Source organism: Niastella vici (assembly GCF_002077945.1).
Lineage (GTDB): Bacteria > Bacteroidota > Bacteroidia > Chitinophagales > Chitinophagaceae > Niastella > Niastella vici.
In genome coordinates, this window is the sequence record NZ_LVYD01000001.1 from 583309 (window position 1) to 607928 (window position 24620).

Sequence of the window (24620 nt, forward strand, 5' to 3'; positions counted from 1 at the left end):
AAATTATATGGCGTTGTAAAATTGAGATAATGCAATACGGGTATGAAGGGTGGCATGCATGAGTTGTAATTGAAAATGTATGAATTGGCCGCTGCAATTTTTTGCGGGTACAATTCATTCCCGGTTTTTGGCGGTTCAGCATCTGTATCAACAATTCATTAGCACAAATCCACATTTTGCATTGTCAAAAGTTTATATTTGATAATACATTACTTTTTTGTGCAACGACTATCCTTAAGCATTCTTTTCCTGTTCGTGTGTAGCCTGGTTTGCCTGTCGCAAGATGAAAGGCAATATACGTTTGCACATTACGATACCGATAAAGGCCTGGTCGGCCATGATGCAAGAGCCGTTGTGCAGGATGAAGAAGGCTATATGTGGGTTGGAACCGCTAGTGGATTGCAGCGTTTTGATGGCACGCGCTTTATCACTTTTCAGCATCGTATAGATGATCTGGCAAGCATTCCTGAAAATAATATCATCCGGCTTTTCCGCGATACTAAAAATAATCTTTGGGTGCTGACCGCTGCAGGTCATGTAGGCATTTTCGATACCAAACATTTCCGGTTCAAAGAGGTAACGGTTCCCATTGCAAAAAAGAGTTTCATTTTAAGCGCTAAATATATTACTTCAGATAGCCGCGGTCATATTTACCTGGTGTGCATGAGAAGTGAATTGCTGGTGTATTATGAAAAAGAAAACCGGTTTGTTCCCGCCGGGCAATTGATGCCCCTTCCGTCCAATTGGTCAATCCTTTCTTTTTGTGAAGACATTAGTGCCGGCAAATATTACCTGGGTACCGACTCGGGCCTGGTGGTGCTCAACGCCCGTACCCACCAATTGAGTTACAGAGGTCACAATGTTGAGAAAGAATCATTGATTGATCAGCTGGGAAATATCCCCTATATGTTCCCCATGTTACTGGATTCAAAACACCGGCTTTGGGTTTTAACCTGGCCACCGGTCGCAGGCGGCCCATCTCTTTACTGTTATGATCGGGATAGTCATGCAATAATCTTAAAAAATTACAGCTTTTGGCCTTTGATAAAAGCATATCACCAGCCCAGTGGGATGATAGAACAAAAGAACGGTACTATCTGGATAAATGGGGGTAATATTTTTGCGCGCTACCTGGAAAAAGACAAAAAATTTCAACTGGTCCACAACGGCTATGTAAGTGACCAGAGCATTGCTTTTGAAACAGTCAGTGATCTGAAAGAAGACCGGGAAGGAAATCTTTGGGCGGCAACCAGCAACAATGGATTGTACCGGTTCAACCCCGGTAGGGAATATTTCTTAAACGTGCATCATATCAACCGGACAAAAAATACACCCGGCGAAGACGCTGCGCTCAGTTTTATGTACGATAATGGTACCATATTAATGGGTTCCTGGCGTAATGGCATTTACCGCTATGATTCTTCTTTCAATAATATTCCGGTAAAAATAAAAGGTATCATTGAAAAGAATAATGTCGATGTGGCGAATATGTGTTTAGGAAACGATGGCCGAACCGTTTGGATGGGCACCCAATTGGGTGGTTTGTACAAATACGATCGCATAACCAGAAGCGCTACTTATTATGATATCCCGGCCATAGAACATTCAGCGGTAAGGCAGGTTGTGGAAGATAAGAATGGCAACTTATGGATAGGTACGCATAACTACGGGTTATTTAAATATACCCAAACGGGGACTGGCTATAATTTCAATAAAAACGTTGAAAAAATAGCCGGTGTAGATGCCCATACCATTACCGCAATGTGTGTTGACAGAAACGGCAACCTGATGGTTGCCACTACCTCGAATGGCGTTTATATTCTTGATAGCAAGAATGCACAGATCTTGCAGCATTTTAACCATGAGGGCCCTCCCCATCAACGTTTACAGGATTATGCTGCTTTTGCCTTTTGTATTTACGACGATACCACTATCATCATTGGCGGCTGCGGTCTTAACGTATACAATCCAAATAAACAAACAATTACGCCCATTCGCCTGGCCTCCAATATGCCAACTGATGTAAAAGCAATTCAAAAAGACCGGCATGGGTATTTATGGGTAACGCAAAGTACCGGATTGTTCAGGATTAGGCCCGACAAGTCGAATATTTTTATTGTATTTGACCGCCAGGATGGCATTATGAACGATCATTTTGAGATAAGCGCCTCCGCCAGTTTGCCCGATGGCCGGCTTGTGTTTGGCGGCAGCAACCAGTTCATTGTTTTTGATCCGGAAAAAATGGACCTCGACGAGGATTCTTTGCCCAATGTAACCATCGCAGGTTTTAAAGTGCAGAACAAGCCCCTGCTGGTTGATTCCCTGCTTAACCTGAAAATGATTGAACTGGCGCCCAACCAAAATAGCATTACCATCGAATTGTCTTCACTCACATTCATTGCCGCCTCGCTTATAAAATATAAACTTGAAGGCATCGACAAAAACTGGATACAGGCCGATTTCTCGAGCCAGGCCGTGTACCCTTATTTACCACCGGGAACCTACACGTTCAAAGCGTTTACGGAAAATAGCGAAGGGAACCCGGGGAAAAATATTACCACCCTCACCATAAAAGTTAAGCCATTGTACTGGCAAACCTGGTGGTTTGTTGGTTTGATCGTTTTTGTATTGCTGGGTATTTTTTTATGGGTCGACAAATTGCGGATGCAAAAAATAAAAGCTACAGAAAGTGTTCGCAACCGCATTGCCACCAGCCTTACCGAAGATATGAGCAATTCGCTCAGCAGTATTAATATTACCAGTGAGCTGGCCAAAAGAAAAATTGATACCGACAGGGAAAGAACGAAAGAATATATTAACCAGATCAGCGACAGCAGCAACCGCATGGTGCAGGCCATGTACGATATGGTGTGGAGCATCAGTCCCGAAAACGATACGCTGCAACACACGGTTGACAGAATGAAAAATTATGCTGCTGAAATGGAAAGCATGTATACCCCATCAATTATTTTCCAGGTCGATGAACAGGTCAAAGACCTGTATTTGCGTATGGAAACGCGGTATGAAATGTTGAGCATTTATAAAGAAGCGGTGAACAACGCCGCCCGCCACGCCCAGGCAAAATATATTGAGGTGGATCTGCAGTCAAAGAATTCAACCCTAACCATGTGCATTCGCGATGATGGCAAAGGGTTTAATGTAGAGTTGGTTGAACTGTCGCGCGGCCTCAGCGAAATGCGCCGTCGCGCCGGCACTATTAACGCGAAACTCGCCCTGAAATCAGAAATAAATACAGGGACTACAGTGAAAGTTATAATTAATCAGTAATCCCGGGCCCTCGACAACACCCAGTCTCTGGGGAAACCCTTCGACCCCGCGCAGCGTATTCTGCCTCATTTCCCCATCCACTTCTTAAAATCTGTAACCTTTTCCCGGCTCACAATGGCTTCTTTATCCACAGTAGGTTTCAGGTTCAGCAATAAGCGATTGCCGAAATAATCGTGTATCTGGTCAATACTGTTCACTGCAACATAAAATGCGCGGCTGATGCGAAAGAACTGATCGGGGTCGAGCATGTCTTCCAGGTCGTCCATGGTATAGTCAACCACAAACTTGCGGTTATCATTTGTTTTGAAAAAGTTCAGCCGGCCATCGCTGTAGAAATAAGCGATCTCTTCTACATCAATGCTCACCAGTTTTTGAGCATGTTTAACCAAAAAGCGTTTGCGGTATTCTTTGGGTTGTAATTTTTGTTGCAGTTCTTTTACCAGGTTGTCTACATTCAAAGAGGGTGTACTGTTGCTATTTCCATACAGCGACTTCAGGTTCTTTAACTTTTCCAGGGCCGCCTGCAGGTCTTCCTTCTGAATAGGCTTTAACAAATAATCAATGCTGTTCACCTTAAAAGCCTTCAACGCATATTCATCGTATGAAGTAGTAAATATTACGGTGCTTTTAACTTCCACTTTATCGAAGATCTCAAAACTTTGACCATCGGCCAGTTCAATATCCATCAATATCAGGTCGGGGCTGGGGTTTTTCTGCAGCCAGCTAACCGAACTCCTGATGCTGTCGGCCACCCCAACAACCTGCGCGGTTGCATCTACACTCGCCAGCGTTTTCTGCAGCTTTTTTACCGCCAGTTCCTCGTCTTCAATAATAAGTACTTTCATGTGCGTGGTTTTAGTGGAATATAACCCGCAAATTACAAATCGCCGGTTGTTTGACCGGCCGGCGGAGCATGAATTGTAGAATTCGGGGATGAATTGTGTTTTTACCCGTTGAAATGCAGGTTAAGGGTGAATAAGTGGAACGATCACGGCAAATTCCTTTCCATCGTCGCGCACGCTGATCTCTTCCTGTTTCATGAGCCGGTATTTCTTTACGATATTGCTGAGCCCCACTTTGTTCGAGCTTACCATCCTGTCTTTCCGCTGCAGGTTATTACTTACGATCAACCGGCCGCTGTTGGTGGTGAGTATCATGATCTGCAAGGGGTTGTCTTTCAGGATCATATTATGCTTTACCGCATTTTCTACCAGCATTTGCAGCGTAAGCGGCGGCAACAGGTAGCTGAGAAAACGATCTTCGATGGTGGTATTCATATTCAGGCCATCGCCGTAACGCGTTTTCAGCAAATGGAAATACGAGTTTATGAAATCCATTTCAGCCTGCAGGGTAGTTAATCCGTCTTCGTTCGTGCGCAACAGGTACCGGTACACCTTGCTCATTTCATCGAGGAACTTCTCGGCCTTTACCGGGTCATCGCTGATAAGCGAAGAAAGCGAATTAAGGCTGTTGAACAGGAAGTGGGGGTTTACCTGGCCTTTCAACCCTTCGAGCTGGCTTTGCAAATTCTCCTTTTTCAACTGTTCGGCTTCATCAACCACTTCGCGCCAGCGTTCAAAAAAAGCGGCCCCTTCATTAAGGCTGGTAGCCATGATATTACAGATGGCGCCCACGATGAGTGTCCACGCATACCTGTTCAGGTTTATCTGGTAGCCCATAAAGCCAATATAATCGTAGCCCCAGAAAATAATACTGAGTGCGGTTACCATCAGGGCTATGTAAATGCAAAGGCCAATGGCTATGCGGGTAAAGGTTTGACTGTATTTGGGAAAGCGGTTTCGTAACATGGTGGCCACCATTCCACAGCACACATATACCAGCGTTATTACAGCCAGGGTTATTCCTGTTGGGATCAGGAAATTTTTCAGGGAGGAAAAATACTGGGTCCCAAATAATACAAAGTTCAGTAGTACGGAAAAGGGTGGCATCATAACAACTGCTATCACCCATTCCTTCCTGGAATATGCCAATGGTTTTATGTCGTCTGCATAGCCCTCCATTCACGTCAGTTTAGGATTAAATTACAACTGTTTTATACCCGGTTAGTGGCATTTCGCACCAATTGACAGTTTTACAGATGAATTGATCATGAAGCAGTGTCAATTGTGGATTTCAGTACAAAATTAATTGTGAAATGGCAAACGGAAAACCCGACTTTATGGGGAGGGCAGGGAAATACCTACATTGTTCGCCGAATTTATTACGAAGGAAATTTTCTTCGGCCAGTACGATGGCCTGGTACACAAAAAGAAAGAACGGTCGGGTATTGCTATTTTGTCATAAATAATTATACCAGAAAACGGCTGGTACAGGCGCTTTTTTATAGGTTAACTGCGGTCGGAAGCATTCAAATTAATTAAAATAGCCCTTACAACTCCTCATTTAACCATTAAATAGGAATACAAATAGACAAAATGGCAATCTGTGTAGACGAGACGATAATGCAGCGTATTTGATCCTTTACCGGTATTTTTTCGGCGTTTAGATTTGGGCGTTAATACACTATCGGGAGCCCTTAAACGGGGGCTAAGGGTTTGTCAGTAAATTATAATAAGTTATATATACAGGCTGGGGAATTAAGCGATGAAATAGTTTGAAATGCTTCATCGGCGTAGCATCTTTGTGGTGTTAACAGTTAACGCGAATCCAATTTTCTGAAAAATACCAGTCCGGTCCTTAGAAAACCATCCAGGTCCAATACATGAAAAGCCGTCAATCCAAACTATGGAACCGTCCAATTCCAATGTAAAACCTAACGTTTACCAAGGATCCCTTAAATGAAGTAATTACCCCGCCGAAAGGTGGGGTTTTTCTTTTTTACGGGTGTTTATAAAAAGCCCGCGCTTTACCTGAATTATGCTTATTTTTACTTATGCCTGTCGGTTGCCTGTTAATGATCTCCAGTTCCGCATTGTTCTTCTACAGGTTGCTGTTTATTTCCCAGGTTTCTCCCAACCCTGTGTAACTCGAATTTTCCCGCGCAACATTTTATTGTAATGGTTAAATATATCTGGTTAGTTCTGAAGTACGGTGGCGTGTACCTGTTCTTTTTCAAAACCAGTTCATTACCATGAAACAAAAACTTATGTGCATTTTATTTATTGATGACGATGAACCTACCAATTTCTTAAACAAACTATTAGTTGAGGAAATGGGCTGCGCACACCATGTGCAGGTAGTTACCAGCGGTATGGAAGCGCTGGAATATTTAACCGGTAGCGGTTCATTCAGTAACGGGCAAAGCCATCCGCGCCCCGATCTGATCTTCCTGGATATTAACATGCCGGGAATGGATGGCTGGGAGTTTCTGCAACACTATCAAAAATTGCCGCCCAATCAAAAGGCCAATATTGTTATGGTCATGCTTACGACTTCTTTAAACCCCGATGATGAAAAAGCTGCCCAGCAAAATATCGAGATCTCAGGGTTTGAGAACAAGCCGCTGCAGCCCGAAGTGATAAAAAAAATATTAACCCGGTTCTTCCCGGAAGTTTGCTAATTGCCAAGGCGATCGTGTTTATGAAAGACTCCAATGAAATTCTCCTAGAAAATGAAAAAGCATTCAAATCCCTGTTTGAACATGCTACCATCAGTATTCTGGTAACCGACGAAAACGGCGACATCACCCTGGGAAACCCCAATGCCGAAAAACTGTTCGGTTATACAAAGGAAGAATTGACCGGTAAGCCAATTGAATTATTGATCCCCGAACCTTTAAAGGACATACACCGCAAACACCGCCACCAATATTTCAAGGCGCCCAAGGCGCGCCCAATGGGCTTAGGCAAAGACCTGTTCGCCCGCGATAAGAATGGCCGCACTTTTCCCGTTGAGATCAGTTTGGGGTATTATAAGCTGGGAATTAAAAAAATGGCAGTCGCATTTATTACCGATGTAAGTGAAAGAAAAAAGGCAGAAGCCATTCTGCGCTCGAGCGAAGAAACAACCCGGCTCATTATGAACTCGGCACTGGATGCCATTGTTTGCATCGATACTAATGGTTGTATCACCGTTTGGAATCCGCAGGCTGAAAAAATTTTCGGCTACACCGAAAGCGAGATCAAAGGCCGCCGGTTGTCCGAGACCATCATTCCCGAAAAATACCGCGCTTTGCACGAAGCAGGATTAAAACGGTATATAACCACGCAAGAGCAAAATGTTATTAATAAGCTGATTGAAATTACCGCGCTGCACCGCAATGGCCGCGAGTTTCCGGTTGAGCTAACAATAATACCCATGCGGCAAAAGGACAACGATTTCTTTTGCGCTTTTATTCGCGACATTACCGAACGGCGCGAGGCCGAGCTCAGGCAGAATGAATATGCAGAAGACCTTAAACAAAAGAACATTGAACTGGAACAGTTTGCCTACGTAGCATCGCACGATTTGCAGGAACCTTTGCGAACCGTTTCGGGTTTTGTTGAATTGCTGAAACGGCATTATAAGGACCAGGCCGATGAGAACGTAACCAAATACATCAATTATATTACCGATGCTTCAGACAGAATGCGGCGGCTGGTGCAGGACCTGCTCGATTATTCACGACTGGGGCGCGAACGCATTCTGGAACCGATCGATTGTAACAAGGTGGTGCAGGAAGTGCTGAGTGACCTTACGATGGCTATTCAGGAAAGCCAGGCTGTTATTCATCTTGACCAACTGCCGGTAATTTCGGGGTTTGCAACTGAAATGAAACAGCTTTTTCAAAACCTGCTCAGTAACTCCCTTAAATTCAGAAAACCGGGCGAACCACCGGTCATAACAATTACTGCCATACCTAAAGAAGACCACTGGCAATTCAAAATAGCCGACAATGGAATTGGTATCGATGAAAAATACTGGGAACGCATTTTTATTATCTTTCAACGCCTGCATACGAAGAATGAATATGATGGAACCGGTATTGGGCTGGCGCATTGCAAAAAGATAACGGAGCTGCACAATGGAAAGATCTGGGTTGATTCAACACCCGGGGAAGGAAGTAGGTTTTATTTTACGGTGAGGAAGCGGAGTACGGATAAGTGGAAGTAGTGAGCTAAGTATGTTCCTCATTCTTCATCTCCTTCAACCTCGCCACCACTCCCCTCACCAACTCCGGTTCAAACCCTTTCTGCAATAAATAATCAGTGGTTTTGGCCATTTTTACAAAGCCATTCACGCCCTCACCTTTTATGGTGCCCCATTTTTGTTTCGCCAGCTTGTCTAAAGTTTTCTCGTACGCATCTGCATCTATTTCCTTTATGGCCTTGTTGATGCAATAGGTGCTTACCTGTTTTTGCTTCAGGGCATGAATTATTTTGACCCGGCCCCATTGCTTCATGCGAAATTTACCACCGGCAAATTGAATGGCGAACCGCTCTTCATTCAGATAATCTTCTTCAATTAACTGCGCTATCGATTCTTCCACCATTTGCCTCCGCAAGCCAAAGGAATACAGTTTTTCCTTCACCTCAACATGGCTGCGTTCCTGGTAAGCACAATAATGTCGTAGCTTTTGTAATGCCTGCTCTTTGGTAAGTTGTTTTCGTTGTATCATCGGCAAAAGGCAATCGTGAACCGGCAGATTCACGATTGCATTACAAATATTATTAGGACGCTGTCAACTATTCTTCAATTCTGTCAAGACAACCATAATCATTCTTCAACAGGTCATCGTAAAAATCTGCTTTCTTAAACAGGTTATCGAAGACCTTCACACCGCCATCTTTCGTAATATCGAGATCGTACATAATGCACGACAGCACGATGTTTTGGTTCTGACAGCTTAATACGAGGCTATTGGTGCGGTAGTTTTCCTGCAGCAGGAACTGGTACAACGGTTTTATCTTAAGTGCATCCTGCGGCAGCTGGCACAAATAGGCGTCGCCCACCACAAAATAATTTTCGGCATTGTAGCTGATCTTGATCTTGGCACTGCCTTCGCGAACCTCCCAGCGGTTCACCCCATCGCGCGATAGCTTGATGTCTTTGCCCAACTCTTTTAAAATATCTTCAATGGTTTTGGCAACGCCAGTAGGCGCTACTTCCTGCTCGGGTAATTGCGGCAATTTTACTTCGGTACCACAGGCCGGACAATACTTTTCCGAATCAATATTCTCAGGCAATACCAGGTAATCGCAGCTATGGCAACGGGTGCTGCTGGTGCCTTTATGCGGTGCATACAACTGCAGGGCTGTCCGCAGGTAATTTACCGGTAAGGCAAACCCGAGGTTATCACCCCCCTGCACCTTGAATGAATTAACCCCAATCACTTCTCCACTGGCATTCACCAGCGGTCCGCCACTGTTGCCGGGGTTAATGGCTGCATCGATCTGAATGAATTTTAATCCATCGCGTATGCGGTCAACCTTTGAAATAACGCCCTGGGTTGCTGAATAATTAAAACCGTATGGATGGCCGATCGCCAGCACTTCATCCCCATCTTTCAGAGTTTCATAATTACCCAGGCGAATGTCAGGTATCTCTACATTGGCGGGGCCCTGTAAAAAAGCCAGATCATGTTTGCGATCGGTATACCAAACCCGTGATAAAGTTTTTTCAAATGTTTTCCCGGCGATGGTTACTTCGGCATTGCCCTGCACCACGTGATCATTGGTTACAATAACATCAAATTCCTTTAAATAAAACCCGGTACCGGTACCGGTTTGTGTGGCTATTTGTATGACGGCGGGATGAAACTGCCCGATTATATCCTGAACCATAATTAGTTTGAATCGAAATTTAAGAATGTAATTTCCGTGCTGAAGCTGCTGTTAAAGGTTACCAGGTTATTGAACTTCAACGTATCCATCCTGAACTGCAGTTTGGGATACTTGGCTTTCCAGGTTTCACTGATCTCTTCTATCCGTTCGCGAATGGTTTCGGGATTGAATTGATTTCCCTGCTGATCATAATATGGAACAGTAAACCCTAGCGCTTCAAAATACGAGCGATAGTTGATCTGAAAATATAATAAGATCAAATCGCTGAGCGGTTTGGGCAAACTGTATGAATACTGGCTGAACGACAGCGAATATTCCATCACATTATTGGCAATGTTCGGATAACTGTTATCGCGGTACCAGGCCATATTTTGCGCCGCTGCATTAATGGCATCTGCCACCGTTTGATGGTGTTGCGGAACCACAATTGCGAACGTATGTTTTGAGCGGAACAGGAACGGGAACACTTCTTCTTTTGATTTGGCAAGCAGTTTTTTAAACCCTTCCATCATGCCCTGGTTACGCTCCATGGTTTGCTTTTCATCCTTGCGGTAATAGATCTCCACTACCTTTTCCAGTTCGTTCAACAGCTTGCCATCGGGGCAAATCAGGTAATCGATGCGGAAGGCCAGCGAAAGCAACAGGTAGGCTATTCCGCCCGAAAACTTGTCGGCATCCAGCGTGGCTATATAATCGAGCGTTTCCCTGATCCAGGTCATCATGAAATTATATTTCACTTCCTTTTCCGTGGTGGGAATCTCCGTAATATGTTCCGTATCCACGGTTTGCAGGGCGGCAAATTCCTGTACCAGCAGGTCATCGAGCTTATCGGCTTTAATGGCCAGCTCTTTCAGCCCGTAATAAAGCTTATTGGGATTGGCAGCTCTTATATCGCTGTCGAACCGCATGCACAAACGGTCATTGTCGAGTGCATACCGGCTGTAATAAAGGCTGAAGTTCATTTCGAGCAGGCGGCGCATAACAGGTACGCTGGCCTGCGGCATTTTGGCCAGGGTGATCTCGGCCTTCAGGCTTTCCTTGTCAAATTCGCCGCGAACGATCTTGGAACCCTGGAAGATCTGGAAGGTACCGCTGTCATTATCCCGCTTCAGGACCACATTTCCCAGTTTGTCGTCGGCCAGGTAATCGAAAAAGGCATCGATGCTTTCGTAATACGACTGTTGTTTGAAGAGATTGTCGGCATCGGTCCAACGGCGCACTTTTTCAACCGTTTTGTTATTATCCGAATAACGGCCGAAAGAGATGTCCGGATTGTCCGGCTTTTTTTTACCACGTCCGAAAAGTTTGTCGAACATATAAGGTTTTATTGTTTTTAAATGCTGTACCGGGTCGGCTGGCTGGTAAAATTGCTGTTTATTTTTCATTTCAGCCACTGCCGCTGCAAAAATGCCCAACCACCGGGATACTTGTTATTTAATTTATAACCAATGTATTTCGCATGCTTTCCACTCCCAAATCAAGGCCAACCGCCTGCATTTGGTCCGGGCAGGTGAAGACCCAACCTTTACAGTTGCTGTGCATTAACGAAAGCACCACGTATATAAGTATTATGTGGGAAAAGCCGCCTCAACCACCCGGCCGAAACCTGTTGAAATACCCCTTTTGCAGAAAACGGCGCCAGCGGCCTGCTTATTCTTTCTACGGTTTGGAAAGTGAAAATATTGAAATCGACACCCCATACACATTTCATGGAGCCGGATTTTCAATATCGCTGCCAGGCAAGATAGCGTATTTGTGGATTTCGTGTTTTAAAAAAAGCGGGTAAATTATTCAGTCATAACCCTATATTTGCTCAAATCTTAATCAGTTATATGAAGTTTATCGTTTCCTCTTCGGCTTTATTGAAACAATTACAACAGATTAGCGGGGTGATAAATGCCAATACTGTATTGCCGATCCTGGAAGATTTTTTATTTGACGTGCAAAAAAATCAGCTTTCGGTAGTGGCAACCGACCTGGAAACGGTAATGAAAATACAGCTGGAAGTAGAAGCGAAAGACACCGGCCGCGTATGTATTCCTGCCAAAATACTGATGGATTCTTTAAAGAACATTCCTGAGCAACCACTTACTTTTAATATCGATAAGAATTACGCGGTTGAAATAACCAGCGATAATGGTAAGTACAAAGTGATGGGTGAAAATCCCGATAACTTTCCAAAGGACCCGGTTGCTGATGATACCAATTCTTTCACTGTTACATCAGCAGCGTTGGTTACAGCTATCAATAAAACATTGTTTGCAGTAAGTAACGATGACCTTCGTCCGGCCATGACAGGCGTATTCTTTGAAATGGATAAAAAAGGGCTGCAGTTCGTAGCTACCGATGCACATCGTCTGGTTCGCTACAAACGCACTGATGTAAGCTGCCCTAAGAACGAGTCATTGATCGTTCCCAAAAAACCACTTACGCTGTTAAAAGCAGCCATGCCGGTGAACGATGATGAGCTTACCATCAGCTACAACAGCAACCACCTGTTTGTAACTCATGGCACCACGCAATTAAGTTGCCGCCTCATTGATGCCCGTTTCCCCGATTATAAAGTAGTTATTCCTACAGATAACCCTTATAAATTAACTGTAAACCGCACCGACTTTCAGGGCGCTTTACGCCGCGTAGGTATTTTTAGTAATAAAAGCACCAACCAGGTTGTATTGAGCATCAGCGGCAGCCAGTTGCAGTTAACCGCACAGGATATTGATTTTTCGTTTGAAGGTAATGAGCGTATGAAGTGTCAATACAATGGTGAAGACCTGCAGATTGCCTTTAATGCCAAATTTTTGATTGAAATGTTAAGCGCTACCGATACGGAAGATGTAACCGTTGAATTATCAACGAGCACAAAAGCCGGTATCATACGTCCCGGAGACCAGGATGATAATGAAGAGCTGTTGATGCTGGTAATGCCATTAATGTTGAACACCTGATCGCTATTCTTTTATAGTTTGTTATTATTACAAAAGCAGAACCCCGGCAAATGGCCTGGGTTTTGTTTTTTATGGAAAAAATAAACGATGGTAAAATTTTACGATATAAAAAAGATTAAACGGCCTCGTTTAACAAATTAAGCCATTGAAAATATTTGAACCCCTTCGCAAAGTCCACAGCGCAGGCACTCACACGGAATTTTATCCGTAAATTACTACTACAAACGATTCATAAGCCATGCAAACTTTCATGCAATTTTGGGAGAACATTGCCTCCTGGCAACGGATGGCCATCTTGCTGGGTGGTATGGTATTTTTCTGGCTCATTGAAGGGTATTATCCGCTCTTTGCCTTTTCCTGGAAACGTTATAAACATGCCGGCGTTAACCTGATATTCCTGACCACTACTGTTATACTGAATATAGTGTTGGGTTCCATTACCATTTTAGCCTGCAAATGGGTTACTGAAAACCATTTTGGCCTGCTGAACGTATTGAAGCTGCCCTTATGGGTGAATATTATTCTGGGTTTGCTGTTTATGGATTTCTTCGCCCAGTATGCCCCGCACTACCTGATGCATAAAATAAAGTGGATGTGGAAATTTCATATGATCCACCACAGTGATACCAAGGTTGATGTTACCACCGGCACCCGGCATCACCCCGGCGAGTGGATCTTCAGGGAATGCTTTGCCATCATTGGTGTATATGCATTGGGACTTTCTATTGGGATGTATTTTTTATACCGCAGTGTGTCGGCCATTTTCACGCATTTCAATCATGCCAACATCCACGTTCCGCAATGGCTCGATAAACCCATTAGCTGGATCTTCGTTTCACCCAATATGCACAAAGTGCATCATCATTATAAACGCCCGTATACCGATACAAACTACGCAAATATCTTTTCGTTATGGGACCGCCTGTTCGGCACCTTTGCCTATACCGATCCCAGGCTGTTGCATTACGGGCTCGATGTGTTGGATGAAAAAACAGATGAGAGTTTGATGTATCAATTGAAGATCCCGTTCAATAAGAATATCAAGACCGATTACTAGAACTGAGTCTCCCTAGACCCTAGTGCTTATCCCAACGAGTCGGAAGGGTTGGGGGATGCTTATTGTTGCTGTTGCTGCTGTTGAATCATCTCCATATATTTTCTATATGAATTTTCATCGCTCTTGTTTCCGCCATTGGTAATGGGATGCGGTTTCAATATGGTTGCCTGATCATCCTGTGTATGACCATCTTCATAACTTACCGATACGCCCACTTCGAGGCTGTGGTTGGAGGGACCTTTATAGGTTCCCTTTACCGGAGAGCAATCTCTGAAATTGCGGCCTACAGCCAGTCGCACATGCAGGTCGTTTACAAAACAATTATTGGTTGGGTCTAAACCCAGCCAGCCATAATTGGGAATATAGGCTTCTACCCAGGCATGGGTGGCACCTTCGCCGCGCATGCCGTTGTGGTTCGGACAAACATATCCGCTCACATAGCGGGCGGGAATGCCGGTCATCCGCAGCATCACCAGTAAAATATGGGCAAAATCCTGGCAAACGCCGGCTTTCAATTTCCAGATCTCATCGGTAGTGGTTTCTACACTGGTAACCCCTTTTATATATTGAAATTCCTGGTAAACATATTCATTCAGCTTTAGGGCAGCGGTTAACGGAGTAACCTGCAAATATTGACCTACCTGGGTATCGCGTTTTATTTCATGCACCACTTCACAGGATTCCTGTTTCAGGAAATCAATGAGCGGCACCTGGTATTTTATTGCCTGTAAACTATTCCATTGCTCTTCTTTGGAAACAGCATCTTCGGGCAGGGGCCTGCTTTTGGTCACCACTTCAATCTTTGAGTCAATCTTCAGTTCGCTGTGTGGCTCGGCAAACATGAATGAACCCACTTCATTACCATAATAATCTTTATATATATCCACGGCAGGCTCGCCGGTGATGGTAAGGTCCTGTTTTAATACAGTCTGATAATCATCTTTTACAGGGAACAAAATGATCTGGTTGGCGCTGTTACGAACCGGAACTTCGTACGTATACCTGGTAACGTGATGAATTTTGAATTGTGGCATGGTTGGCAAAAATACAAAGTCCTGACTGGTTTTAAGAATACGCAAAACAACATTGGTTCAGGGCATTGCCAATGGCGTACAGATCATTCTTGATATCGATTAAATACTGGTGCAGGTTCTGGCTGATGATGGCATCTGCTGTTGAATAACGCACCTTGCTCAGCAGTTTGCCGATCATAAAATCGAGCTGCTGGTAATTATTCACTTTCCCTTCCTGCTTCAGCCGGTCGAAATAACGTTGCAGCCGGGTTATGGAGTAAATGATGGAACGCGGAAAATGGTTGTTCAACACAACCTGTTCCACCACATTGCGCGCATCAAAACCGGTGCGGTAGGTTTTCAGGTATAATTCATACCCGGCAATCGACAACAACAGGTACTTCCAGTAAGGGGCATCGGCCACGGTATCGATATCGTAATGATTATTGATCACCCGCATGTTGAGCAGGTCGGCCGATAATATGGCGCGCTCCAGGAATTTGCCAATGTTCATAAAGGAATAGCCCTCGCCCCGCGACATGGTGATATCGGCCGTTCCGTAATACAGGAGGCCCTGCTTTATGAGTACATCGAGTATGGTGATGGGATCATCTTTCTGTAACCAGTGCGAAAGCCACTCTTCTTTTGTAGTATGGTAATAATCGTTCAAACATTGCCACAGTTCTTTGGTGATGTGGTCCTGCACACTGCGGGCATTTTCACGGGCCCGCGTAACAATATTCACCACTGCATTGGGATTTTCCCTGTCGGTGACAATATATTGCAAAATAGCGCGCGGGTTCGTTTCCAGCTTTTTGGCTTCGGGTTCTTCCAGGTAGGTGAACAGGCGAAGCACCGGCTGCCACGAAAATTCCATGATGCTATCCTGCGAATACGCATAGTTAACTTTCAACATGCGCAAGATACCATCACTGCGTTCTATGTAACGGCTCATCCAGTATAAACTATCGGCTACTCTACTAAGCATCAGTTCGGTTGGTTTGTTATTTTAGTTATTTATCTTATACTGCCAGTACCCAGGTATCCTTACTTCCGCCGCCCTGCGATGAATTAACCACCAGCGAGCCTTCGCGCAGTGCTACCCGCGTCAATCCGCCCGGTACAATTTCAATACCATCCGGTCCGCACAAGGCATAAGGCCGCAGATCAACCCGCCGCGGCTGCAGTTTTCCCTGCATATAACAGGGCGCCGACGACAAGCTGATAATAGGTTGCGCAATAAACTGGCGTGGGTCTTTTATAATTTCCGCACAGTAATTTTTTATTTCTTCTTCGCCGGCCGCATTGCCCATCAACATGCCATAACCGCCGCTTTCATTGGTTTTCTTCACCACCATGTTGGTAATATTGTTGAAAACATATTCCTGCTGTTCCCGGTCATCGAGCCGGTAGGTGGGCACATTTTTTAATATGGGTTCCTCATTCAGGTAATACCTGATCATATCGGGCACATAACAATAAATAGCTTTGTCATCGGCCACGCCATTCCCTATTGCATTAACAATGGCCACATTGCCTTTTCGATACGCATTCATAATGCCTGAAACGCCCAGCATACTGTTGGGATTAAATGTGAGCGGGTCGAGGAACTCATCATCTACGCGGCGATAAATAACATCCACCTGTTGCAGTCCATAAGTGGTTTTCATATACACCCGGTGGTTATCCACAACCAGGTCACGGCCTTCAACCAGTTCTACCCCCATCAGCCGCGCCAGTGTTGTATGTTCAAAATAGGCAGAATTATAAATACCCGGCGTAAGCAATACAATGGTGGGATTGGCAATTTGCCGGGGCGAAAGCGATACGAGGTTTTTGTGTAAGATATTGGGATATTCTATTACGCTTCGCACATTATTCTGCGGCAGCAGATCGGGAAAAAGACGTTTGGTGATCTCGCGGTTCTCGAGCATATAGCTTACGCCGCTGGGCGTTCGCAGGTTATCTTCCAATATATAAAAAGAACCATCGTTGTTGCGGATGAGATCGATGCCCGCAATGTGCACATACAGATCGTAAGGCACCGGCAGGTTGAACATTTCGCGTAAATAGTGCGGGCAACTATATATCATGTCGATGGGCACTATCCCATCTTTTAATATAAACTGATTGTGATAAACATCTTTTAAAAACAGGTTCAGGGCCTTCAGCCGCTGCTTGATGCCTTTTTCAATATGCTCCCACTCGGCTGCGGTAATGATACGGGGAATAATATCGAATGGAAAAATTTTCTCAATGCCCTCGCCGCTGCTGTAAACGGTGAACGTGACGCCCTGGCTCATAAAGAGCCGTTTGGCCAGCTCCTCTTTTTTGTTCAACTCTTCCAGATCAAGCTGCTGCATAAATTCAACCACCCGCTGGTACTGTTCGCGCACAGATGACTCCCGGTACATTTCATCCCAGGTATTGGTATCCACAAAATAAGACTTTAGCAATTCGGTAGCTTGCATACAGAATAGTTTGGTAAAATTTCATGGCAGGCAAATCGCAGGAGGGAAAATGGAACCCATTCAAATATAATGAAATGACCGCGTTTAGCCATCATTCAAAGCTGCTTTTCTTATCTTTATCCCGATGAAAAAAATTGCAATGATCCCGGCCCGCTATGCGGCAACCCGGTTTCCTGCCAAATTAATGCAGCAGCTGGGTACCAAAACAGTTATTCGCCACACCTATGACAATACCGTAGCCACAGGTTTATTTGATGAAGTTTGGGTGGTGACCGATAGTGAAATTATTTATAATGAAATTGTATCAAATGGCGGCAAAGCCTGTATGAGCCGCCAGGAGCATGAAAGCGGCAGCGACCGCATTGCCGAAGCAGTGGCCGATATAGAAACAGATATCGTCGTAAATGTGCAGGGCGATGAACCCTTTGTAAAAAAAGAACCGCTGCACAAATTATTACAGGTATTTGAAGGTGAAGCCGGCGCCAAAGTGCAGGTGGCTTCCCTGATGCAGGTGCTGAAAGAACCGCAATTCATTGCCGACCCTAATTATGTTAAGGTGGCGGTTGACAAAAACATGAATTCGCTTTTTTTCAGCAGAAGTATTATCCCCTACCCGCGGAACAACGAAGCCATCATTACTTATTATGAACATATTGGTGTATACGCCTTTCGCAAAGAGGCCCTCATGAGCTTCACTACCTGGCGCATGACCCCATTGGAAGCCGCTGAAAAAATTGAATGCCTCCGTTACCTCGAAAACGGAATACCATTAAAAATGGTCGTAACAGACTATATGGGCGTTGAAATTGATACGCCCGAAGACCTGGAAAGAGCAGCCAGGCTGTTAAAATGATTGAAGAATTAAACCACTTAACTACCAACATGACGCAACCACTTTGGGGCATTGACCTGGGCGGAACCAAAATAGAAGGCGCTATCGTTCCTTCTTTGGATAATCCGCAACCCATTCTCAGGACCCGCATCGATACCGAAGGTCATAAAGGATATGAACACATCATTGGCCAAATCGATCAGCTGGTAAAAACGATGAAAAAGCAATCGGGTCTTGAACCGGCCCGCATTGGATTAGGAACGCCCGGCGTGCTGGACCCCATATTGCAGACCATGAAAAACTGCAACAGCACAGCACTGAATGGAAAACCACTAAAAAAAGACCTGGAAGAAAAACTGGGTATTCCCTGCGTGCTGGCCAATGACGCCAATTGCTTTGCCCTTGCCGAAACACACTGGGGTGTTGTAAAAGAAAAAGCACCCAATGCTCAAATGGTATTTGGTATTATTATGGGCACCGGCGTTGGCGGGGGTATTGTAATTAACGGACACGTTTGGAATGGCAAACACGGCATCGGCGGCGAGTGGGGCCATAATTTCCTCGATGAATCGGGCGGTCCCTGTTATTGTGGCAAAACCGGTTGTGTAGAAACCGTTTTATCAGGGCCCGGTTTGCAACGGTATTATAAAAGCATTACCGGTTCCATGTTGTCATTAAAAGATATTCTGGCGCATGCCCTGCAGGGTAATGACCCTGCAGCCATCAAAACCATTGACCGGCTGCACCATTTCTTTGGCAAGGCTGTTTCTGTTATCACCAATATGCTCGATCCTGATGTGATCGTTATAGGAGGTGGGGTTGGAAATATCGACAGCATTTACACCGCCGGTGTAGAATCGCTGCATAAATTTATTTTCAACAACCGGGTAGATGTTCAAATTTTAAAACCCAGCCTCGGCGACAGTGCCGGCGTTTTTGGCGCAGCTGCGCTGGTGGCATAAAATAGCTAAGGGAAGGACTTCCAGTCGGTGGAACCCTTCCCTTTTACATTATCCTTGTTGACTACCTGAAAAAAATTTTTGAGGCCCTTCCCATTAAGCCAGTACGGTTATCAACGACCTGATGATCGCTCCCAGCTTCACTCCTTCCAGAATACGGCTTTCGGAACCGCCATGTTGTAAAATGGATTGCTCATGCGAAGTGATGCACATTTCGCAACCATTGATAGAAGAAATGACCAGGCTCACCAGCTCAAAGAATTCCTTGCCTAACACCGGGTTCATCATAATGCTCATTTTTATACCGGCCGGTGTATTGGAATAAAAATCCTTTTGCATAAAATGACGGAAGCGGTAGAAAATATTGTTCGCGTTCATCAGGGATGTGCACGAAACTATTTCAGCCAGCTCGGCATCGGCGGCGCCCGCTTCCTGGGCCTGCGTGCGGAAAGTATCTTTCAACAGATCGAATTTTTCATTCACCGCAACGGCATATGCCAGCAACAACGCTTCCTTTTTATTCAGGTACTGCGTATTGTTCAGCACATTGCTCACATTGATCTTAAGGTCCTTTATATATTTCGATTCTGCCTGTAACAATTGTTGCGCGGCGGAAGAGGGGCTATAATCGGGTATTTGCAGATCATTCAACAGATTGGTGAACGTCTCATTCTGTATGGCTACTGCCTGGCTCATGATATTACGTTTTTTTAAAAGAACGGGGCCCGACTTCAAAGAGGCGTCCACCAGCCCTTGCTTCGCGAAAGAGCAGTGGCGGAACGCAATCCATTTACAGCCGGCCCCGTAGCGTTATCCAAACTCTGAAAAATATTAGTTCATGCTTAACTGGTTAGTCAGGGTTTCCTGACCCTTTTGCCAGTTACAGGGGCACAGCTCGTCTGTTTGCAGTGCATCGAGCACGCGAACAACTTCCTGTACGTTACGGCCAACATTCAGGTCATATACACTTACCCAGCGTACAATACCCTGCGGATCGATGATGAATGTAGCACGGTAAGCAATTTTTTCTTCTGCATCCAGAATTCCCAGCTCTTCAGCCAGTGATTTTGAAGTATCGGCCAGCATGGGGAATTTCAGATCGCGCAAATCGCTGTGATCTCTTCTCCACGCAGCATGCACAAATTCCGAATCGGTTGAAGCGCCGATCAAAATAGCATCCCTGTCGGTGAATTCGCTGTGCTTTTTGTTGAATTCTGCAATTTCAGTCGGACACACGAAAGTGAAATCCTTCGGCCACCAGAACATAACAGTCCATTTACCTTTTGCTGTAGCGTACTCATTGGTCAGCTCAATAAACTCTTTTCCTTTCTCTATAGATACAACCGCTTTCTTTTTAAATGCCGGGAACTGAGTTCCGATAGACAACACTTTGTTACTCATATTGTGATTTAAAATTTTTACAATTAATGGACCAAACGCATTATTGCGTTGGCTTTAGACCTTCGGCTTTTAATATATGGCTGGGAAACAATCGATATCCGCCGGCTGGCGGATGCCTGGATAGGTGGCGCAAAGATGCCAAAAATAGATATAGATTTTTATCGGATTAATCTATAAACTGATAGATTTTGTCTATAAGTGGTTTTTTAGTATATTAATAAGCAGACTGACCGTCCTATTTAATTTTTCTGCCATATCCCATAAAAGAGTTAGATTTAGCATAACCCTTTCACTCCCCCCAAAACTGCTCGTATTATGAAACCCTTACTGCTATTATTTATAGGTATGATCCATTTTTCGGTTTTCCCACAAAATAAACCAACCTATAAAGAACCCTATCGCCCGCAATTCCACTTTACACCTCATCATAACTGGATGAACGATCCTAACGGACTGGTATATTATAAAGGAGAATATCACCTGTTCTATCAATACAATCCTATGGGCAATACCTGGGGCCATATGAGTTGGGGCCATGCCGTTAGTGCCGACCTAGTTCACTGGAACCCCCTGGCGCTGGCCATTCCGGAAGATGATAAAAATATGATCTTCTCCGGCAGTTGTGTGGTCGACAAAAACAACAGCAGCCATTTTGCTGAAAAACCCAATCAGGTTCCACTGGTAGCTATTTATACCGCGCACATTATTCCCGATAAATCAAAAATTGACGATTACCAGCAAAACCAGCACATCGCTTACAGTCTCGACGATGGCAGAACCTGGAAAAAATATGAAGGCAATCCCGTGCTCGACCTCAATAAAAAAGATTTTCGCGACCCGAAGGTTTTCTGGTATGCACCCACCAAAAAATGGATCATGGCCACAGTATTACCGCATGAGCACCTGGTTCAGTTCCATAGCTCTGTTGATTTAAAAAGCTGGACGCATGAAAGCGATTTTGGTCCGGCCGGCGATACCAATGATATTTGGGAGTGTCCCGATCTGTTGCAGGTGCCCATCAATGGCCAGCCCGGAAAAAGCAAATGGGTGCTCATTAATTCGCAGCAAACCACCATGCAATATTTTGTAGGTGATTTTAATGGAACGCGTTTTCAAAATGAAAACCCAACCGATACCATTTTGCGCCCCGATTATGGTCCTGATTTTTATGCAGGCGTCACCTATAATAATTTACCCGCCGGCCAGGACCCTGTTTTACTGGGCTGGGCGAACAACTGGAAATATGGCCAGTCAATTCCCACCTCGCCCTGGCGCAGCGCCCTATCGGTTCCGCGTACATTGAAGCTGAAAAAGTGGGGTAATGCCTGGGTGCTGTTACAGCAACCAGTGAAAGCGTTACAATCACTTCGGGGCCCGGTAACCGGATGGCAGAACAAGACTGTAAATAGTGTAGCAATATTTCCGGCCAAAGGCCAGGTACTTGAGCTGGATGCAGAACTGGTTCCCGCCAAAAACGCCAATTGCGGAATAAGGCTGGCTGCCGGGGGCGGGCAATCCATTATTATCGGCTATGAGGCCGCCAGTTCAAAATTGTACATCGACCGTTCAAAAAGCGGCAATACCAGCTTCGATAATCAGTTTACTGCCTGGCAATATACTTCGGCCCGTGTTCCGCTGCAGGAGGGCAAATTGCGGTTGCATATTTTCCTCGATAAAAGCATTATGGAAGTATTTGCCAATGATGGCAGCACCGTGTTGACCGCCCAGCTTTTCCCGGCTACTGGCCATGATGGCATTGAATTTTTCAGCGAAAACGGGGCTACCCGCATTTCAACGGCCAAAGTATGGCCCATGAGCCCGGCCTGGAAGTAAGCGATTGGAAATTAGTGAGTGGGGAGTGGGCTGCTGGCTGGTAAAGGGCAAGGTTTTCCTGGTTTATTGTTTTCCCGCTAACCCCGAACCGGTTACAAATTACGGTGGGCTATTTCCTCTGCCAGCTGGCGGACCGTTTCCACTTTTCACGCTTTCCCACTACCTTCGCACCGCTAAATCACAGTATCTTTTAAAAATCATTTAGCGTAAGCATATGAAGTTCAGAAACTTTAAAATGGTCAGCTTTGTTGTTTATGGCCGAGGCAGTTTTAACCAGCTTGATGAAATTTTAGCTCCACATAGAAAAGGCGATGCGCCGATGATCTTTTTGGTAGATCATTTTTTTGAGAACGGCGCCCCTACCGGCGACGGCAAATCGCTTATTAGCCGTATCCCCCTGCGCGGTAAAGACAAAATTATTTTTGCCGATGTTACCTACGAACCAAAGACCACCCAGGTTGATAAACTGGCCAAACAATTAAAAGATGAGTTTGGCACCGTGAGCGGCGTCATTGGTATTGGCGGCGGTTCTACCCTCGACCTGGCCAAAGCGGTTTCGCTGATGATGAACAACCCCGGTTCTTCAGCCGATTACCAGGGCTGGGACCTCGTTAAAGTACCGGGGGTATATAAAGCCGGTATTCCTACTTTAAGCGGAACCGGGGCCGAAGTGTCGCGCACCACCGTACTTACCGGGCCAACCCGTAAGCTGGGGATGAATTCTGATTTCACCCCTTTCGATCAAATCGTGCTCGATCCTGAATTAACAGCCAATGCACCTGTTAACCAGCGGTTCTATACCGGTATGGATTGCTATATCCATTGTATTGAAAGCCTTGAAGGAACCTATTTGAACGAATTCAGTAAATCATATGGCGAAAAAGCACTGGAACTGTGCCGGGAAGTTTTCGTTAATAAAGATAAATGGGATGCCGAATGTGACGACAAACTGATGATGGCTTCCTACGCCGGCGGTATGAGCATCGCTTATTCACAGGTTGGCGTGGCCCACGCGGTGAGCTATGGATTAAGCTATTTGCTGGGTACCAAGCATGGCATTGGTAACTGTATTGTAATGAACCACCTGGAGCCCTACTATCCCGAAGGCGTAAAGGAATTCAAAAAAATGGTGGAGAAGAATAATATCGATATCCCCGTTGGTATTTGCAAAGGCCTTACCGATGAGCAATTCGATACCATGATCAACGTATCGCTGGGCATGAAACCATTATGGGAAAATGCGCTGGGTAAAGACTGGGAAAAAATAATGACGCGCGAAAAGCTGCGGGCTTTATACGAGAAGTTGTAAATATATATTACTGATATAAGTAAACGGAGTTGTCTTAAGGATAACTCCGTTTTTTTTGCGCCAGTTATTGAGTTCGTTCCCTGCAACTTAAAAACTAAATAACTTACAAATAATCGGCTTTCCGTAAATTCACAAAAACCTTTTTATATGAAAAAAATAATGCTGGCGGTTTGCTTGCTGGTTGCCCTGTCGTCATGGGCACAGGAAAAAGTTTCCCCATCTATTAAACAGGGCACCAAATTAAACTACAGTGCCTATGTAAACGGACAAAATTTCCCTTGCGTTTTTTCCTTTGATTCGGTAAATACCGGTTACTTAAAAGTGGGTTGGACGGTTGAAGGTTATGGCAGTGGCGCCTGGATTATGAAAAGCAAATCATTGGAAAGCGCCCTGAAGGGTTTCTGGGGCCAGCCCACACCCGGCTCCCAGGAAGAAGTACCTGATGACCAAAGCATTCTTGTGTTTTCAAAAGCCCAATGGGGTATGTTGCAAAAAGACAAGGCCATGAGTTTTGATCAGCAAACTTTTGCCCTGAAAGCACCAACTGAGCAACAGCAATTAAAACTGGCGGGCAAACCGGTTGATGCGTTTTTGTTGGAGAATTCAAACGGCACTACCCGTATCTGGATCCTCAATAATGCGGCCTTTCCGGTATTGTTAAAAATAGAAGGGAATACCCTCGGGGCCGACCTCACCATCAACTCTGTAGAATAATAAACCGGTTATACAATTTAATTTACTTCCCCGGCCGGGGAAGGTGGCCCTTATTTTGCCGCAGGTTCTGTAT

At 45.0% G+C, this 24620-nt stretch carries 21 protein-coding genes; 10 read left to right on the plus strand and 11 right to left on the minus strand.

Features of this window, described 5'->3' with window-relative positions; genetic code table 11:
- Positions 1–219 precede the first annotated feature (219 nt).
- Complete coding sequence (locus A3860_RS02710) at positions 220–3288, plus strand: ligand-binding sensor domain-containing protein (protein WP_143773914.1); 3069 nt, start codon at positions 220–222, stop codon at positions 3286–3288.
- Between the two features lie 65 nt (positions 3289–3353).
- Here A3860_RS02710 and A3860_RS02715 read toward each other — a convergent pair whose 3' ends face one another.
- Both A3860_RS02715 and A3860_RS02720 read right to left on the minus strand, forming a co-directional pair.
- Entirely contained in the window at positions 3354–4133 is a 780-nt protein-coding gene (locus tag A3860_RS02715) for a LytR/AlgR family response regulator transcription factor (protein WP_081144981.1), read from the minus strand.
- A gap of 120 nt (positions 4134–4253) precedes the next feature.
- The gene (locus A3860_RS02720; RefSeq protein WP_081144982.1) at positions 4254–5309 is read right to left on the minus strand and encodes a sensor histidine kinase; all 1056 of its coding nucleotides are present in this window, start codon (positions 5307–5309) and stop codon (positions 4254–4256) included.
- Positions 5310–6379: 1070 nt separating this feature from the next.
- On the opposite strand from A3860_RS02720, the gene A3860_RS02725 reads away from it, so the two are divergent.
- Together A3860_RS02725 and A3860_RS02730 are read left to right on the plus strand one after the other, a co-directional pair.
- Entirely contained in the window at positions 6380–6808 is a 429-nt protein-coding gene (locus tag A3860_RS02725; RefSeq protein ID WP_081144983.1) for a response regulator, read from the plus strand.
- A gap of 20 nt (positions 6809–6828) precedes the next feature.
- Positions 6829–8340, plus strand: coding sequence for a PAS domain-containing sensor histidine kinase (locus A3860_RS02730; protein ID WP_143773915.1), 1512 nt, complete (start codon positions 6829–6831; stop codon positions 8338–8340).
- 4 nt (positions 8341–8344) lie between these two features.
- On the opposite strand, the gene A3860_RS02735 is transcribed toward A3860_RS02730, so the two are convergent.
- From A3860_RS02735 to A3860_RS40410, 4 genes are all read right to left on the minus strand, one after another.
- Positions 8345–8845, minus strand: coding sequence for a regulatory protein RecX (locus A3860_RS02735; RefSeq protein ID WP_081144985.1), 501 nt, complete (start codon positions 8843–8845; stop codon positions 8345–8347).
- Between the two features lie 67 nt (positions 8846–8912).
- A complete protein-coding gene (locus A3860_RS02740) occupies positions 8913–10010 on the minus strand; it encodes a trypsin-like peptidase domain-containing protein (RefSeq protein ID WP_081144986.1) in 1098 nt (365 codons plus the stop codon).
- A 2-nt stretch (positions 10011–10012) separates the two neighbouring features.
- Positions 10013–11326: a type III secretion system chaperone family protein gene (locus A3860_RS02745; RefSeq protein WP_081145162.1), complete on the minus strand. Its 1314-nt coding sequence runs from the start codon at positions 11324–11326 to the stop codon at positions 10013–10015.
- A gap of 209 nt (positions 11327–11535) precedes the next feature.
- The gene (locus tag A3860_RS40410; protein ID WP_143773916.1) at positions 11536–11721 is read right to left on the minus strand and encodes a hypothetical protein; all 186 of its coding nucleotides are present in this window, start codon (positions 11719–11721) and stop codon (positions 11536–11538) included.
- A 121-nt stretch (positions 11722–11842) separates the two neighbouring features.
- Between A3860_RS40410 and dnaN the strand changes: the two genes are divergently transcribed.
- Positions 11843–12958 carry a DNA polymerase III subunit beta gene (dnaN, locus tag A3860_RS02755; protein ID WP_081144988.1) on the plus strand — a complete coding sequence of 372 codons (1116 nt, stop codon included), beginning with the start codon at positions 11843–11845 and terminating at the stop codon, positions 12956–12958.
- Between the two features lie 238 nt (positions 12959–13196).
- Positions 13197–14015 carry a sterol desaturase family protein gene (locus A3860_RS02760; protein ID WP_081144989.1) on the plus strand — a complete coding sequence of 273 codons (819 nt, stop codon included), beginning with the start codon at positions 13197–13199 and terminating at the stop codon, positions 14013–14015.
- A gap of 59 nt (positions 14016–14074) precedes the next feature.
- On the opposite strand, the gene A3860_RS02765 is transcribed toward A3860_RS02760, so the two are convergent.
- From A3860_RS02765 to A3860_RS02775, 3 genes are read right to left on the minus strand one after another with little or no spacing between them, the layout of a single operon-like run.
- A complete protein-coding gene (locus A3860_RS02765; protein WP_081144990.1) occupies positions 14075–15049 on the minus strand; it encodes a transglutaminase family protein in 975 nt (324 codons plus the stop codon).
- 31 nt (positions 15050–15080) lie between these two features.
- Positions 15081–16016, minus strand: coding sequence for an alpha-E domain-containing protein (locus tag A3860_RS02770; protein ID WP_081144991.1), 936 nt, complete (start codon positions 16014–16016; stop codon positions 15081–15083).
- A 34-nt stretch (positions 16017–16050) separates the two neighbouring features.
- On the minus strand, positions 16051–17499 hold the full coding sequence (locus A3860_RS02775) for a circularly permuted type 2 ATP-grasp protein (RefSeq protein ID WP_081144992.1): 1449 nt from the start codon (positions 17497–17499) through the stop codon (positions 16051–16053).
- A 124-nt stretch (positions 17500–17623) separates the two neighbouring features.
- On the opposite strand from A3860_RS02775, the gene kdsB reads away from it, so the two are divergent.
- Together kdsB and A3860_RS02785 are read left to right on the plus strand one after the other, a co-directional pair.
- Positions 17624–18352, plus strand: a complete 729-nt coding sequence (kdsB, locus tag A3860_RS02780; protein ID WP_081144993.1) for a 3-deoxy-manno-octulosonate cytidylyltransferase — start codon at positions 17624–17626, stop codon at positions 18350–18352.
- Between the two features lie 29 nt (positions 18353–18381).
- Positions 18382–19293: an ROK family protein gene (locus A3860_RS02785; protein ID WP_081144994.1), complete on the plus strand. Its 912-nt coding sequence runs from the start codon at positions 18382–18384 to the stop codon at positions 19291–19293.
- Positions 19294–19386: 93 nt separating this feature from the next.
- Here the strand turns inward: A3860_RS02785 and A3860_RS02790 are convergent, their stop codons facing one another.
- Together A3860_RS02790 and A3860_RS02795 are read right to left on the minus strand one after the other, a co-directional pair.
- Positions 19387–19986: a carboxymuconolactone decarboxylase family protein gene (locus tag A3860_RS02790; protein WP_081144995.1), complete on the minus strand. Its 600-nt coding sequence runs from the start codon at positions 19984–19986 to the stop codon at positions 19387–19389.
- Between the two features lie 135 nt (positions 19987–20121).
- Complete coding sequence (locus tag A3860_RS02795; RefSeq protein WP_081144996.1) at positions 20122–20691, minus strand: peroxiredoxin; 570 nt, start codon at positions 20689–20691, stop codon at positions 20122–20124.
- Positions 20692–21006: 315 nt separating this feature from the next.
- Between A3860_RS02795 and A3860_RS02800 the strand changes: the two genes are divergently transcribed.
- The 3 genes from A3860_RS02800 (at position 21007) to A3860_RS02810 (ending at position 24547) form a co-directional block, all read left to right on the plus strand.
- Positions 21007–22524, plus strand: a complete 1518-nt coding sequence (locus A3860_RS02800) for a glycoside hydrolase family 32 protein (protein ID WP_081144997.1) — start codon at positions 21007–21009, stop codon at positions 22522–22524.
- 214 nt (positions 22525–22738) lie between these two features.
- A complete protein-coding gene (locus A3860_RS02805) occupies positions 22739–23833 on the plus strand; it encodes an iron-containing alcohol dehydrogenase family protein (RefSeq protein ID WP_081144998.1) in 1095 nt (364 codons plus the stop codon).
- A gap of 147 nt (positions 23834–23980) precedes the next feature.
- Positions 23981–24547 (plus strand): hypothetical protein, encoded by a 567-nt coding sequence (locus A3860_RS02810; protein WP_081144999.1) that lies wholly within the window; start codon positions 23981–23983, stop codon positions 24545–24547.
- The last annotated feature ends 73 nt before the right edge of the window (positions 24548–24620 follow it).

Excerpts from the sequence above, each read along its gene's own strand:
- A3860_RS02745 (WP_081145162.1), bottom strand. The coding sequence starts at position 11,326 with ATGTTCGACAAACTTTTCGGACGTGGTAAAAAAAAGCCGGACAATCCG.
- dnaN (WP_081144988.1), top strand. The coding sequence starts at position 11,843 with ATGAAGTTTATCGTTTCCTCTTCGGCTTTATTGAAACAATTACAACAG.
- A3860_RS02740 (WP_081144986.1), bottom strand. The coding sequence starts at position 10,010 with ATGGTTCAGGATATAATCGGGCAGTTTCATCCCGCCGTCATACAAATA.
- A3860_RS02790 (WP_081144995.1), bottom strand. The coding sequence starts at position 19,986 with ATGAGCCAGGCAGTAGCCATACAGAATGAGACGTTCACCAATCTGTTG.
- A3860_RS02760 (WP_081144989.1), top strand. The coding sequence starts at position 13,197 with ATGCAAACTTTCATGCAATTTTGGGAGAACATTGCCTCCTGGCAACGG.
- A3860_RS02715 (WP_081144981.1), bottom strand. The coding sequence starts at position 4,133 with ATGAAAGTACTTATTATTGAAGACGAGGAACTGGCGGTAAAAAAGCTG.
- A3860_RS02765 (WP_081144990.1), bottom strand. The coding sequence starts at position 15,049 with ATGCCACAATTCAAAATTCATCACGTTACCAGGTATACGTACGAAGTT.
- A3860_RS02725 (WP_081144983.1), top strand. The coding sequence starts at position 6,380 with ATGAAACAAAAACTTATGTGCATTTTATTTATTGATGACGATGAACCT.
- A3860_RS02775 (WP_081144992.1), bottom strand. The coding sequence starts at position 17,499 with ATGCAAGCTACCGAATTGCTAAAGTCTTATTTTGTGGATACCAATACC.
- A3860_RS02785 (WP_081144994.1), top strand. The coding sequence starts at position 18,382 with ATGACGCAACCACTTTGGGGCATTGACCTGGGCGGAACCAAAATAGAA.
- kdsB (WP_081144993.1), top strand. The coding sequence starts at position 17,624 with ATGAAAAAAATTGCAATGATCCCGGCCCGCTATGCGGCAACCCGGTTT.
- A3860_RS40410 (WP_143773916.1), bottom strand. The coding sequence starts at position 11,721 with ATGAAATGTGTATGGGGTGTCGATTTCAATATTTTCACTTTCCAAACC.
- A3860_RS02795 (WP_081144996.1), bottom strand. The coding sequence starts at position 20,691 with ATGAGTAACAAAGTGTTGTCTATCGGAACTCAGTTCCCGGCATTTAAA.
- A3860_RS02770 (WP_081144991.1), bottom strand. The coding sequence starts at position 16,016 with ATGCTTAGTAGAGTAGCCGATAGTTTATACTGGATGAGCCGTTACATA.
- A3860_RS02810 (WP_081144999.1), top strand. The coding sequence starts at position 23,981 with ATGAAAAAAATAATGCTGGCGGTTTGCTTGCTGGTTGCCCTGTCGTCA.
- A3860_RS02800 (WP_081144997.1), top strand. The coding sequence starts at position 21,007 with ATGAAACCCTTACTGCTATTATTTATAGGTATGATCCATTTTTCGGTT.
- A3860_RS02730 (WP_143773915.1), top strand. The coding sequence starts at position 6,829 with ATGAAAGACTCCAATGAAATTCTCCTAGAAAATGAAAAAGCATTCAAA.
- A3860_RS02720 (WP_081144982.1), bottom strand. The coding sequence starts at position 5,309 with ATGGAGGGCTATGCAGACGACATAAAACCATTGGCATATTCCAGGAAG.
- A3860_RS02735 (WP_081144985.1), bottom strand. The coding sequence starts at position 8,845 with ATGATACAACGAAAACAACTTACCAAAGAGCAGGCATTACAAAAGCTA.
- A3860_RS02805 (WP_081144998.1), top strand. The coding sequence starts at position 22,739 with ATGAAGTTCAGAAACTTTAAAATGGTCAGCTTTGTTGTTTATGGCCGA.